This window comes from Streptomyces sp. 63XJN7_1_ISO-PGPR-S23-121, assembly GCF_056173025.1.
In genome coordinates, this window is record NZ_CM149653.1 from 1,547,635 (window position 1) to 1,559,529 (window position 11,895).

Annotated in this window: 13 protein-coding genes, 5 tRNA genes and 1 pseudogene; 15 read left to right on the forward strand and 4 right to left on the reverse strand. The window is 70.6% G+C overall.

Features of this window, described 5'->3' with window-relative positions; genetic code table 11:
• Positions 1-377 precede the first annotated feature (377 nt).
• The 10 genes from AC0VYN_RS07175 (at position 378) to AC0VYN_RS07220 (ending at position 5,231) form a co-directional block, all read left to right on the forward strand.
• Positions 378-566, forward strand: coding sequence for a hypothetical protein (locus AC0VYN_RS07175; protein ID WP_385458424.1), 189 nt, complete (start codon positions 378-380; stop codon positions 564-566).
• 174 nt (positions 567-740) lie between these two features.
• A complete protein-coding gene (locus AC0VYN_RS07180; protein ID WP_475535250.1) occupies positions 741-1,517 on the forward strand; it encodes a fumarylacetoacetate hydrolase family protein in 777 nt (258 codons plus the stop codon).
• On the forward strand, positions 1,510-2,994 hold the full coding sequence (gene gltX, locus AC0VYN_RS07185; RefSeq protein WP_475535251.1) for a glutamate--tRNA ligase: 1,485 nt from the start codon (positions 1,510-1,512) through the stop codon (positions 2,992-2,994). The genes AC0VYN_RS07180 and gltX overlap by 8 nt, the downstream gene beginning before the upstream one ends.
• A 124-nt stretch (positions 2,995-3,118) precedes the next feature.
• Positions 3,119-3,793 (forward strand): DUF4241 domain-containing protein, encoded by a 675-nt coding sequence (locus tag AC0VYN_RS07190; RefSeq protein ID WP_475535252.1) that lies wholly within the window; start codon positions 3,119-3,121, stop codon positions 3,791-3,793.
• 57 nt (positions 3,794-3,850) lie between these two features.
• Positions 3,851-4,585 carry an HAD family hydrolase gene (locus AC0VYN_RS07195; RefSeq protein ID WP_475535253.1) on the forward strand — a complete coding sequence of 245 codons (735 nt, stop codon included), beginning with the start codon at positions 3,851-3,853 and terminating at the stop codon, positions 4,583-4,585.
• Positions 4,586-4,677: 92 nt separating this feature from the next.
• Positions 4,678-4,749, forward strand: a tRNA-Gln gene (locus AC0VYN_RS07200).
• A gap of 39 nt (positions 4,750-4,788) precedes the next feature.
• Positions 4,789-4,861: transfer RNA gene (locus AC0VYN_RS07205), tRNA-Glu, on the forward strand.
• A gap of 87 nt (positions 4,862-4,948) precedes the next feature.
• A tRNA-Glu gene (locus AC0VYN_RS07210) sits at positions 4,949-5,021 on the forward strand.
• Between the two features lie 21 nt (positions 5,022-5,042).
• Positions 5,043-5,114, forward strand: a tRNA-Gln gene (locus tag AC0VYN_RS07215).
• A gap of 44 nt (positions 5,115-5,158) precedes the next feature.
• Positions 5,159-5,231 (forward strand) — tRNA-Glu (locus tag AC0VYN_RS07220).
• 46 nt (positions 5,232-5,277) lie between these two features.
• Here AC0VYN_RS07220 and AC0VYN_RS07225 read toward each other — a convergent pair.
• A complete protein-coding gene (locus AC0VYN_RS07225; RefSeq protein ID WP_475535254.1) occupies positions 5,278-5,922 on the reverse strand; it encodes a MerR family transcriptional regulator in 645 nt (214 codons plus the stop codon).
• Positions 5,923-6,003: 81 nt separating this feature from the next.
• On the opposite strand from AC0VYN_RS07225, the pseudogene AC0VYN_RS07230 reads away from it, so the two are divergent.
• A pseudogene (locus AC0VYN_RS07230) lies at positions 6,004-6,544 on the forward strand (DUF4188 domain-containing protein).
• An 82-nt stretch (positions 6,545-6,626) separates the two neighbouring features.
• Here the strand turns inward: AC0VYN_RS07230 and ndgR are convergent.
• Positions 6,627-7,343 carry an IclR family transcriptional regulator NdgR gene (gene ndgR, locus AC0VYN_RS07235; protein ID WP_010984119.1) on the reverse strand — a complete coding sequence of 239 codons (717 nt, stop codon included), beginning with the start codon at positions 7,341-7,343 and terminating at the stop codon, positions 6,627-6,629.
• A gap of 196 nt (positions 7,344-7,539) precedes the next feature.
• Between ndgR and leuC the strand changes: the two genes are divergently transcribed.
• From leuC to AC0VYN_RS07255, 4 genes are all read left to right on the forward strand, one after another.
• Complete coding sequence (gene leuC / locus AC0VYN_RS07240) at positions 7,540-8,970, forward strand: 3-isopropylmalate dehydratase large subunit (RefSeq protein WP_475535255.1); 1,431 nt, start codon at positions 7,540-7,542, stop codon at positions 8,968-8,970.
• 5 nt (positions 8,971-8,975) lie between these two features.
• Positions 8,976-9,569 carry a 3-isopropylmalate dehydratase small subunit gene (gene leuD / locus AC0VYN_RS07245; RefSeq protein ID WP_475535256.1) on the forward strand — a complete coding sequence of 198 codons (594 nt, stop codon included), beginning with the start codon at positions 8,976-8,978 and terminating at the stop codon, positions 9,567-9,569.
• A gap of 274 nt (positions 9,570-9,843) precedes the next feature.
• Positions 9,844-10,074, forward strand: a complete 231-nt coding sequence (locus AC0VYN_RS07250) for an SCO5555 family protein (protein ID WP_475535257.1) — start codon at positions 9,844-9,846, stop codon at positions 10,072-10,074.
• A gap of 136 nt (positions 10,075-10,210) precedes the next feature.
• Positions 10,211-10,870, forward strand: a complete 660-nt coding sequence (locus AC0VYN_RS07255) for an HU family DNA-binding protein (protein WP_385464677.1) — start codon at positions 10,211-10,213, stop codon at positions 10,868-10,870.
• 91 nt (positions 10,871-10,961) lie between these two features.
• Here the strand turns inward: AC0VYN_RS07255 and AC0VYN_RS07260 are convergent, their stop codons facing one another.
• The gene (locus tag AC0VYN_RS07260; RefSeq protein ID WP_225638673.1) at positions 10,962-11,165 is read right to left on the reverse strand and encodes a hypothetical protein; all 204 of its coding nucleotides are present in this window, start codon (positions 11,163-11,165) and stop codon (positions 10,962-10,964) included.
• Between the two features lie 9 nt (positions 11,166-11,174).
• A complete protein-coding gene (cofC, locus tag AC0VYN_RS07265; RefSeq protein WP_475535258.1) occupies positions 11,175-11,813 on the reverse strand; it encodes a 2-phospho-L-lactate guanylyltransferase in 639 nt (212 codons plus the stop codon).
• Positions 11,814-11,895: the final 82 nt, after the last annotated feature.

Here is an 11,895-nt window from a genome sequence, read left to right on the forward strand (position 1 = left end):
GCGGGGCAGGCCGCGACATACGTGACAGCACGTGAGGGGCGGCTCACGGGCGGTAGAAAACGATCACCCGCAAAACGGGCGTATGCGGGCGAACCGTCGACGGACGGGCGGTGTCCCAGTCGCCATGATCAGGAGCGGAATAGTGCCTTCAGGGGGACAATGTCGGTTTCGTCGCAGTGCGGCGTCAGTCGGAATTGACCGGTTTGACCCTTGATAAGTGAGCAAACTCACACGCTGTTCCCCGCCTCTCCCCGGATCGACGGGGAATCGCATGTTTAGCCTGACGCTTTACAGAGAAGGCAAAACCGACAACCCGCGCCCCCGCAGGGGTCACTTGCCCCCTCCAGGCGCCCGCACACGACAGGGTCTCGACAACCGTGAAGACGACGATGATGTTCCACAAGATCGCCAACCCGCGACGCACGACGCTGGCACACCTCGGTGGCGCCGACGAACTGCGGACGCCGGAACAGCCGGAGCACGCCGTCGAGCTCCCCACCCAGACCGCCAACCCCCGGCGCACGGTCCTCATGGACCTCCCCGTCGCGGCCGCCGCCGCAGAGTAGTACGCCCCCCGGCCGCGCGACGTTCAGCCGCCCGGCCCCCCACGGGCCCACGGGCGCCCGCGCACGCCGCTCCACGAGGAGCCACGGCGGGCCATGCGCAGGGCGCCCGCCCCTGTGCCGCGTTAGCCTGGAGCGTCAGACTCCCGCCAGCTCAGTCAAGGGGCCACACAACCCGTGCGCATCGCCAGGTTCTCCATCGACGGGAACGTCGCCTTCGGCGCGGTCGAGGGCGACCAGCCGGACGAGCTCGTCCTCGACATCATCAAGGGCATCCCCTTCGCGGACTTCGAGCTCTCCGGCACCAAGGTGCCGCTGAGCAAGGTGCGGCTGCTGCCGCCGGTGCTCCCCAACAAGGTCGTGGCCTTCGGCCGCAACTACGCGGAGCACGCCCGCGAACTCGGCAACGAGGTGCCCGACGCCCCGTTCGCCTTCTTCAAGCCGTCCACCTCGGTCATCGGCCCCGGCGACGCGATCCAGTACCCCCCCTTCTCCGAGGAACTGCACCACGAGGCCGAGCTCGCCGTCGTCATCGGGCGCATGTGCCGCGAGGTCCCGCGCGACCGCGTCAAGGACGTCGTCCTCGGCTACACCTGCGCCAACGACATCACCGCCCGCGACGTGCAGCGCCGCGAGAAGCAGTGGGCCCGCGCCAAGGGCTTCGACTCCTCCTGCCCGCTCGGCCCCTGGGTGGAGACGGACCTGGACCCGGACGACCTGACGATCCAGCTCACGGTCAACGGAGCCCAGCGCCAGCTCGGCCGCACCAGCGAGATGATCCACTCCGTCGCGGACCTGATCGTCAACATCTCCGAGGCCATGACGCTGCTCCCCGGCGACGTGATCCTCACGGGCACCCCGGCCGGAGTCGGCCCCCTCAACGTCGGCGACGAAGTCGCCGTCACCATCGAAGGCATCGGCACTCTCACCAACAAGGTTGTCAAGCGTGGCTAGCGCACCCGGCTCCCCCGTACGCGTCCGATTCTGTCCCTCCCCCACTGGCAACCCCCACGTGGGCCTGGTCCGCACCGCCCTGTTCAACTGGGCGTTCGCCAAGCACCACCAGGGCACGCTGGTCTTCCGCATCGAGGACACCGACGCGGCCCGCGACTCCGAGGAGTCGTACAACCAGCTGCTCGACTCGCTGCGCTGGCTGGGCTTCGACTGGGACGAGGGCCCCGAGGTCGGCGGCCCGCACGCGCCGTACCGCCAGTCCCAGCGCATGGACATCTACAAGGACGTCGCCCAGCAGCTCCTGCACGCCGGCCACGCCTACCACTGCTACTGCTCCCAGGAGGAGCTGGACACCCGCCGCGAGGCCGCCCGCGCCGCCGGCAAGCCCTCCGGCTACGACGGCCACTGCCGCGAGCTGAGCGCCGCGCAGGTCGAGGAGTACCGGGCCCAGGGCCGCGAGCCGATCGTCCGCTTCCGGATGCCCGACGAGACCATCACCTTCACCGACCTGGTCCGCGGCGAGATCACGTACCTCCCGGAGAACGTCCCGGACTACGGCATCGTCCGGGCCAACGGGGCGCCCCTCTACACGCTGGTCAACCCGGTCGACGACGCTCTGATGGAGATCACCCACGTCCTGCGCGGCGAGGACCTGCTCTCCTCGACACCCCGCCAGGTCGCCCTGTACAAGGCGCTGATCGAGATCGGCGTCGCCAAGGAGATCCCGGCCTTCGGCCACCTGCCGTACGTGATGGGCGAGGGCAACAAGAAGCTCTCCAAGCGCGACCCGCAGTCGAGCCTCAACCTCTACCGCGAGCGCGGCTTCCTCCCCGAGGGCCTGCTCAACTACCTCTCCCTGCTCGGCTGGTCGCTCTCCGCCGACCAGGACATCTTCTCGATCGACGAGATGATCGCCGCCTTCGACGTCTCCGACGTGCAGCCGAACCCGGCCCGCTTCGACCTGAAGAAGTGCGAGGCGATCAACGCCGACCACATCCGCATGCTCGAGGTGAAGGACTTCACCGAGCGCTGCCGCCCCTGGCTGAAGGCCCCCGTCGCCCCCTGGGCGGCCGAGGACTTCGACGAGGCCAAGTGGCAGGCGATCGCGCCCCACGCGCAGACCCGCCTGAAGGTCCTCTCCGAGATCACGGACAACGTCGACTTCCTGTTCCTGCCGGAGCCGGTCTTCGACGAGGCGTCCTGGACCAAGGCGATGAAGGAGGGCTCGGACGCCCTGCTCGGCACGGCGCGCGAGAAGCTGGACGCGGCCGACTGGTCGTCCCCGGAGTCCCTCAAGGAGGCCGTCCTGGCCGCCGGCGAGGCCCACGGCCTCAAGCTCGGCAAGGCCCAGGCCCCCGTCCGCGTCGCCGTCACCGGCCGCACGGTCGGCCTGCCCCTCTTCGAGTCCCTGGAGGTCCTCGGCAAGGAGAAGGCGCTGGCCCGCATCGACGCGGCGCTGGCGAGGCTCGCGGCGTAACACCCGTACCCGTGCGAAGGGGCGGCACCCGGCCGGGTGCCGCCCCTTCGCCGTCGGCGCCGGTGTCGGTGGGTCCGGCTACGGTTCGATCCACCGAGTTCCTTGATCAGGAAGGCGCGCCGTCATGCCGATGTCCCCTCGCGACTACACCTGGCTGTTCACGCCGGGCAGCACGTTCGGCCACCCCTCCGGGACCACCGGCGTGATCCACGTGGCCGACGGCGGCGAGCTGGAGCTGCCCACCGGCAGGGTCATCGCCTGCGACCCCTTCGTGTACCTCGGCACCGGGGACATCGAGCCCTTCACGGTCACGGTCGCCCCCGGCCGCTACCGCGTCGAGGCCGCCGTCGCCACCCTGTCCCGCCCCGGCGAGGCCCCGCCCGCCCGCCCCCACCGCCGGGTGGCGGCGGCACGCCTGGTCATCCGCGACGAACCCACCGTGTCCTGGGAGTTGGCCCTGTGCCCCGGCCAGGACCCGGCCGAACTCGGCGACGACGAGTTCTACGGCTACGGCGTCGACGCCGGCACCGGCTGCTTCTACGACGCCTCGGCCGACGGGGGCTTCCCCGAGGCGCAGGAGGACGAGGGGCCGCTGTGGGACGCCTTCGAGGACAGCGAGTGGTCGGAGGGGCCCCATCTCGTCACGTCCCCCGGCACCGGGCACACCCTGGCCGCCTTCACCTCGGGCTGGGGCGACGGGGCCTATCCCACCTGGACGGGCCGCCGCGCCGACGGCGAGGTCACCTGCTTCGTCACCGACTTCTTCGTGGCCCCGGACCCCTCCGACGCCGTGGTCTGACCGGCCCGCGCGGCGCGATCGCCCGACACGCCCGGTCCCGCGCGTTACCGTCGGACCATGAGCATTCGCGCCGTGGTCTGGGACGTCGACGACACCCTCTTCGACTACACCACCGCCGACCGCGAGGGCATGCGTGCCCACCTGGTGGCCGAGGGCCTGCTCGCCGGGTACGGGTCGCCGGAGGAAGCCCTCGTGCGCTGGCGGGAGATCACCGAACGGCAGTGGGCCCGCTTCGCCGCCGGCGAGGTGGACTTCGCCACACAGCGACGCGACCGCACCCGGGTCTTCCTGGGCCGCCCGGACCTGACGGACGCCGAGGCCGACGACTGGTTCCAGCGCTACGTCACGCACTACGAGGCAGCCTGGTCCCTCTTCCCCGACGTCGTGCCCGTCCTCGACGCCCTCGCGGCCAGCCACCGGCACGCCGTGCTGTCCAACTCCAGCCTCACCGTCCAGGACCGCAAGCTGCGGATCCTCGGCGTGCACGACCGCTTCGAGGCCATCCTGTGCGCCGCGGAGCTGGGCGTCTCCAAACCCGAGCCCGGTGCCTTCCTGGCGGCCTGCGAGGCCCTCTCGCTCGCCCCGCACGAGGTCGCGTACGTCGGCGACCATCCCGAGATCGACGGGCGGGGCGCCCACGAGGCCGGGCTGCTGGCGGTCTGGATCGACCGCGGCGGCGCCCGGGCGACCGTCGACCCGCCCGTCGGACCGTGCCGTATCGCGTCCCTCTCCGAACTCCCCGCGCAACTCGGCGCCGATACTCGTTTTGGAGCCCCGTCCACCTTCGGGTAATGTTCTTCCTGCGCCGCCGGGGAGCGGGCCGAAAGGCCGGGACCCGGAAGCGCAAAGCTAGAACAAGATCCCCGCAGGGGCTTGCGTTCCAGTGGCCTATGGTGTAATTGGCAGCACGACTGATTCTGGTTCAGTTAGTCTTGGTTCGAGTCCAGGTAGGCCAGCTCGCAGAGCTCATCTGCGCCGCGGAGACCATCCGCAAAGCCCCCGTTGTGTAGCGGCCTAGCACGCTGCCCTCTCAAGGCAGTAGCGCCGGTTCGAATCCGGTCGGGGGTACAGATCCTTCTCGCGAGGACGGTCAGGGTAGCTCCCGCCGACCTCACGGTGACAACATTCGGCTAGCGCCGGGTGAGGATCGCTAGGGCCCCCGTTGTGTAGCGGCCTAGCACGCCGCCCTCTCAAGGCGGTAGCGCCGGTTCGAATCCGGTCGGGGGTACTGACTGGTCTAAACCATCATTGGTCTATGGTGTAATTGGCAGCACGACTGATTCTGGTTCAGTTAGTCTTGGTTCGAGTCCAGGTAGACCAGCTCGGACCTGCGGCGGTGTAGTATTCAACGCTTGCAGCGTCCACGCCCCCGTTGTGTAGCGGCCTAGCACGCCGCCCTCTCAAGGCGGTAGCGCCGGTTCGAATCCGGTCGGGGGTACGAGTCCCAAGGGGGCTCCCGTTCAGGCGGGAGCCCCCTTCGGCGTTCATTCGATGCCGTACCGCCGCGCCGACTCCTCCTCCTGCGCCAGCCGGTGCAGCGCCCGCAGCACGGGCTGGAAGAGCACCGCCGCGGCGACCGCCAGCTCGACCCTCTCCTCCTCCGAGCCCCGGCTCTCCATGAAGTCCAGGTCCCGCCGGGCCACCTCGTGCATCAACTCCCCGTACGGCGCCATCAGTTCCGCGTCCCACGGATAGTCCAGCCGCCGCAGCGCGGCCACCGCCACCACCAGCGAGCGGTGCACGGGGGAGAGGGGGGCCAGTTCCCGGGCGGTCTCCCAGCCCAGCATCTCCAGCAGGCGGTCCACCTCGGCCCGCGCCGCCACCACGGCCGGTTCCTCCTCGTCCGGCTCCGCGTCCTGCGGCAGCGCCCACAGGGCCGCCCCCAGCCGGATCGTGCGGCCCAGGGAGTCGTCGTCGACGTGCCCGAGCACCTCCCGCGCGGTCGCCACCGGCACCTTGCCCACCTGGATCAGCGCCCGCACCAGACGCAGCCGGCGCAGATGCCGCTCGTCGTACTCGGCCGTGGTCGCGTTGACCTGCCGGCCCGGCGGCAACAGGCCCTCACGCAGGTAGTACTTGATCGTCGCGGTGGAGACCCCGCTGCGCTTGCTCAGATCGGCCAGTCGCATCCCTTGCGCCCTTTCCTGGATACCGGCACTATCCAAGCACGCGGCACTGGACAGTGCCGCTCACCAACACGGGGAGGCGCCATGCCCGGCCAGTCCGTCATCGCGGGTCGCACCACCGCCGGAGCCGAGGGAGAGGTCACCGTCCTGCTCATCGGCATGAGGATCAACCGGTTCTGGGCGGTCCACCACTGGCTGCCGGTCCTCCTCGCCATGCTCCGCATGCTCCGGGAAGCTCGCGAAGGCCCCGGACCGGGGACTGCTGGGGCACGTCCTGCTCACGGCCTCGCCGCGGACGTACTACGTCGTCCAGTACTGGGAGTCCAAGGAGAAGCTCTACCGGTACGCGCACTCGCCCGACATGTTCCACCACCGGGTCTGGGCGATCATCAACCGCAAGGAGCGGGCGGGCAGGGTGCGGCAGCACGTCGGTCTGTGGCACGAGGCGTACGTCGTGCCCGAGGGGTCGTACGAGTCGATCTACGCCGACATGCCGGCCTTCGGGCTCGCGGCGGCCCACGGACAGGTGCCGCTCGAGGAGCGGGGCAGGCGCGCGCGGGACCGGTACGCGTACCGGTCGCGGGAGAAGGCGGCCCCCGGGAAGGCCCCCTCGCGGGAGGCGTGAGGCCGGGGGCGTGAGACCGGGGGAGGGCCTGCCGCGGCGTTGAGGCGGGCCCGTTCCCGGTCGGGTGTCGGTGGGGGTGTGGTCAGCCGGTGCGGCGCAGGGCCTCGGAGAGGCGGCCGGCGGCGTCGATGACGGCCTGGGCGTGCATCCGGCCCGGGTGGCGGGTCAGGCGCTCGATGGGGCCGGAGACCGAGACGGCGGCCACCACGCGGTTGGAGGGGCCGCGCACCGGGGCGGAGACGGACGCGACGCCGGGCTCCCGCTCGCCGATGGACTGGGCCCAGCCCCGGCGGCGGACGCCGGACAGGGCGGTCGCCGTGAACCGGGCGCCCTGCAGACCGCGGTGCAGCCGCTCGGGCTCCTCCCAGGCCATGAGGATCTGCGCCGAGGAGCCGGCCTTCATGGTGAGCGTGGAGCCGACCGGGACGGTGTCCCGCAGGCCCGACAGACGCTCGGCCGCGGCCACGCAGATGCGCATGTCGCCCTGGCGGCGGTAGAGCTGGGCGCTCTCGCCCGTGACGTCGCGCAGGTGGGTGAGCACCGGGCCCGCCGTCGCCAGGAGGCGGTCCTCGCCGGCCGCCGCGGCCAGCTCGGCCAGGCGCGGGCCCAGGATGAAACGGCCCTGCATGTCGCGCGCCACCATACGGTGGTGTTCCAGCGCCACGGCCAGGCGGTGGGCCGTGGGTCGTGCCAGCCCGGTCGCCGCGACCAACCCCGCGAGGGTGGCCGGACCGGACTCCAGAGCGCTCAGGACGAGGGCCGCCTTGTCCAGAACGCCGACGCCGCTACTGTTGTCCATGCAACGATACTCCCGTCTCACTCTGTGAAACGCAAGTTCATTTTCCCGTGGAACCCGCCACTCTGGATGGCACGAAGTCACAAACGGCCCGTGACGAAAGGGCCTGGCGGCGGTTGCCCGGAATCAGGGGTGAGGGCGCTGCCTCCTCAAGATCTCTAGTTGGGTCGGCGCGTTGTCGCCGGCCGGAGGGAAAGCGATGGGTAGGACACTCGCGGAGAAGGTCTGGGACGACCACGTCGTCCGGCGCGCCGAGGGCGAGCCCGACCTCCTCTTCATCGATCTGCACCTGCTGCACGAGGTGACCAGCCCGCAGGCCTTCGACGGCCTCCGCAAGAGCGGCCGCCCGGTGCGCCGGCTCGACCTGACCATCGCCACCGAGGACCACAACACCCCGACGCTCGACATCGACAAGCCCATCGCGGACCCGGTCTCCCGGGCCCAACTGGAGACGCTGCGCAAGAACTGCGCCGAGTTCGGCGTCCGGCTGCACCCGCTGGGCGACGTGGAGCAGGGCGTCGTGCACGTCGTCGGCCCCCAGCTCGGTCTGACCCAGCCCGGCACCACCGTGGTCTGCGGCGACTCGCACACGTCCACGCACGGTGCCTTCGGCGCCCTCGCGTTCGGTATCGGCACCTCCCAGGTCGAGCACGTGCTGGCCACCCAGACGCTGCCGATGGCCCGTCCGAAGACCATGGCGATCACCGTCAACGGTGAGCTGCCCGACGGAGTCACGGCCAAGGACCTGATCCTCGCGATCATCGCGAGGATCGGCACCGGCGGCGGCCAGGGCTACATCCTGGAGTACCGCGGCGAGGCCATCGAGAAGCTCTCGATGGAGGCCCGCATGACCATCTGCAACATGTCGATCGAGGCAGGCGCCCGCGCGGGCATGATCGCCCCCGACGAGACCACCTTCGCCTACCTCCAGGGCCGTCCGCACGCCCCCGAGGGTGCGGACTGGGACGCGGCGGTCGAGTACTGGCGGACGCTGCGCACGGACGACGACGCCGAGTTCGACGCCGAGGTGGTCGTCGAGGCCGCCGAGCTGTCGCCGTTCGTCACCTGGGGCACCAACCCGGGCCAGGGCGCTCCGCTTTCCGCCGCCGTCCCCGACCCGGCTTCGTACGAGGACGCCTCGGAGCGCCTCGCCGCCGAAAAGGCCCTGGAGTACATGGCGTTGGAGGCCGGGCAGCCGCTGCGCTCCATCGAGGTGGACACCGTCTTCGTAGGTTCGTGCACCAACGGCCGCATCGAGGACCTGCGCGCCGCCGCCGAGATCGTCCGGGACCGCAAAGTCGCCGACGGCGTACGGATGCTGGTCGTCCCCGGCTCCGCTCGCGTGGGTCTGCAGGCCGTTTCCGAGGGCCTGGACGTCGTCTTCAAGGAGGCCGGCGCCGAGTGGCGGCACGCGGGCTGCTCGATGTGCCTCGGCATGAACCCGGACCAGCTGGCCCCGGGCGAGCGCTCCGCGTCCACGTCCAACCGCAACTTCGAGGGACGGCAGGGCAAGGGCGGCCGCACCCACCTGGTGTCGCCGCAGGTCGCCGCCGCGACGGCCGTACTGGGCCACCTGGCCTCCCCGGCCGACCTGTCCGCCGCCGACGCCCCCACGCCCGCTGGAGTCTGAGAGTCATGGAAGCATTCACCACGCACACCGGCCGGGCCGTCCCGCTGCGCCGCGGCAACGTCGACACCGACCAGATCATCCCCGCCCACTGGCTCAAGAAGGTGACGCGGGACGGGTTCGAGGACGGACTCTTCGAGGCCTGGCGCAAGGACCCGTCGTTCGTCCTCAACCAGCCCGAGCGGCAGGGTGCGACCGTCCTGGTCGCCGGCCCCGACTTCGGCACCGGCTCCTCGCGCGAGCACGCGGTGTGGGCGCTGCAGAACTACGGCTTCAAGACCGTGATCTCCTCCCGCTTCGCCGACATCTTCAGGGGCAACTCGCTGAAGAACGGCCTGCTCACGGTGGTCATCGACCAGAAGATCGTGGACGCGCTGTGGGCGCTCACGGAGAAGGACCCCGAGACGGAGATCACCGTCGACCTCGAGGCCCGCGAGGTGCGCGCCGAGGGCATCACCGCCTCCTTCGAGCTGGACGAGAACTCGCGCTGGCGGCTGCTGAACGGGCTGGACGACATCTCGATCACCCTCCGGAACGAGGCGGACATCGCCGCCTACGAGGCCAAGCGCCCGTCGTTCAAGCCGCAGACCCTCCAGGTCTGATCCGCGGCCGGTCCGGCCGCCCGCAAGGTCGAGTTTCGGCCACTCAACGCTCCCCTCCGTACCCCCGATCGGTTCGATCGGGGGTACGGCCGTGTCCGGGCCCGGTCAGGGCTCCGAGCCGTCGGCCGGACGCTCAACTTCCCACGTTACGGCTGTGATTGGTGGGGTACATGATGAGTGGAACCGCGTACTCCGCCGGTACTCGTAAGGCTGTTTGGGGCGGCAGTTGCCCCCTGCGCAGGCGACAACTCGCCCCAGATGGCACAATCTGTGCATGGAACACGACGGCCAACTCGAGCTCTATGCGGCGGTCGCGGTCCGGCTGAAAGAAGCGCACACAAGAGTGCGCGCACTGCAAGTCCCGGAGGGCGTACGGATGGCGCTGACCCGGAAGCTGCTGGTCATTACGGCCGCGGCCAAACACGATCTCGCCGGTGCGGCAAGGCGTCTGGACGGGTTCATCGCGGACCTCGACGAGGGTCGGATCCCCGAAGAGGAACGCTGAACAGGTCGGGGCTGCCGAGTCCGTTGCGGCACAAGGGTGATTAGCCCGTTTCGTGTTTGATTTGCGGTATATATCTGCCTAACGTGCGAAAAGGCTTGAACGGATTCGTTCTGGCGATGTCTCCGAAGGGGAAGACGTGAACAAGGCGCAGCTCGTAGAAGCGATTGCCGACAAGCTGGGCGGCAGGCAGCAGGCCGCCGACGCTGTCGACGCGGTCCTGGACGCCCTCGTCCGTGCGGTGGTCGCGGGGGACCGGGTCTCGGTCACCGGCTTCGGTTCCTTCGAGAAGGTCGACCGTCCGGCCCGCTACGCCCGTAACCCCCAGACGGGCGAGAGGGTTCGGGTCAAGAAGACCTCCGTGCCCCGCTTCCGCGCGGGCCAGGGCTTCAAGGACCTGGTGAGCGGCTCGAAGAAGCTCCCGAAGAACGACATCGCGGTCAAGAAGGCCCCCAAGGGCAGCCTGTCCGGCCCGCCGCCCACCATCTCCAAGGCCGCGGGCAAGAAGGCCGCCGCCAAGAAGGCGACCGGTGCGGCGAAGAAGGCCACGGGCGCGGCGAAGAAGACCACCGCGGCGGCGAAGAAGACCACCGCCAAGAAGACCACGGGCGCGGCGAAGACGACGGCGGCGAAGAAGGCCCCGGCCAAGAAGTCCGCCGCCAAGACCACCACGGCCGCGGCGAAGAAGACGACCGCCAAGAAGGCGCCCGCGAAGAAGGCGACGGCCACGAAGGCCCCCGCCAAGAAGTCGACCGCCCGCAAGACCACCGCCAAGAAGACCACCGCCCGCAAGAAGTAGCGGGCGACGGGGCACAGGGGCACACGCGCCGGGCCGGACTCCCTCGGGAGTCCGGCCCGCGGCCTGTCCGGGACCGCTCGGTCCCCGGGGATCAGAAGGTGTGGAGCGTCACCAGCGTGATCCGGCGGTCCGCGCCCGTCCCCTCGGTCTCGACGCGCACCCGCTGCCCGGGCCGCAGCAGCCTCAGGCCCCCCGCGTCGAACGCCGCGGCGTCGAAGGGCACCGGGGTGCCGTCGTCGAGCAGTACCTGCCCGCTGCGGCTGTCGGGGTCGTACGTGTACGCGGTCGCCTGCATGACCGCAGCCTACTGCCCGGCGATCAGCAACCGCGCCGCCACCGCGGCCGTACGCGGTCCCACGCCCAGGGACAGCGCGGCCCGCAGGTCGCCGCCCGTGTCGACGTCCTGCCGTACGGAATCCACCGCGTCGAGAGACAGTTCCACCGCCCCGGACGCGTGATGGCGAGCCCGGGAATCCGGGCCGAAAGCGGGGGCCAATTCGCGGCCCGGCGCGGCGGTCAGCAGGGTCGTGCCGATTCCCGCCGCATCCGGCAGAAAGGCCCGCCGGAATTGCGCGGCCGCACCCAGTACCCGCGCCAATTCCTCCGTTCGCAAAGCGGGAAGATCGGCATTCAGCGCGGCCACCGGACTTTCGGGACGTGCCGCCCGTACGACCGCCGCTCCGTGCGCCAGAGCGGCGTTCAGGCCGCCGCCCGGCTCGTCCGGAACGACCCGTGCGCCCAGCCCCGCGAGCTCGCGGCCCGCCCGGACGTCGTCCGTGACGACTGCCACATCCGCGACCGCCGGGCAGGCCAGCGCGGCCGCCACGGTGTCCTGCGCGAACGCCAGGGCGAGATCCGGCCGCACTCCGTCGTCCGCGGTGTCGGCCAGTCTGCTCTTGGCCCGGGCGAGGGTCTTCACGGGCACGACCAAGGTCCACTGCACGGGCGTTCCGTCCTTCTCTCGTCGCCGCCATTGTCACCCGGGGGATCTGGCGGTTCACTCGCCGGGGCGTACGGTGTTCTCG

Excerpts from the sequence above, each read along its gene's own strand:
- AC0VYN_RS07190 (WP_475535252.1), top strand. The coding sequence starts at position 3,119 with ATGCCGATGTCCCCTCGCGACTACACCTGGCTGTTCACGCCGGGCAGC.
- AC0VYN_RS07195 (WP_475535253.1), top strand. The coding sequence starts at position 3,851 with ATGAGCATTCGCGCCGTGGTCTGGGACGTCGACGACACCCTCTTCGAC.
- AC0VYN_RS07225 (WP_475535254.1), bottom strand. The coding sequence starts at position 5,922 with ATGCGACTGGCCGATCTGAGCAAGCGCAGCGGGGTCTCCACCGCGACG.
- ndgR (WP_010984119.1), bottom strand. The coding sequence starts at position 7,343 with ATGGACAACAGTAGCGGCGTCGGCGTTCTGGACAAGGCGGCCCTCGTC.
- leuC (WP_475535255.1), top strand. The coding sequence starts at position 7,540 with ATGGGTAGGACACTCGCGGAGAAGGTCTGGGACGACCACGTCGTCCGG.
- leuD (WP_475535256.1), top strand. The coding sequence starts at position 8,976 with ATGGAAGCATTCACCACGCACACCGGCCGGGCCGTCCCGCTGCGCCGC.
- AC0VYN_RS07250 (WP_475535257.1), top strand. The coding sequence starts at position 9,844 with ATGGAACACGACGGCCAACTCGAGCTCTATGCGGCGGTCGCGGTCCGG.
- AC0VYN_RS07260 (WP_225638673.1), bottom strand. The coding sequence starts at position 11,165 with ATGCAGGCGACCGCGTACACGTACGACCCCGACAGCCGCAGCGGGCAG.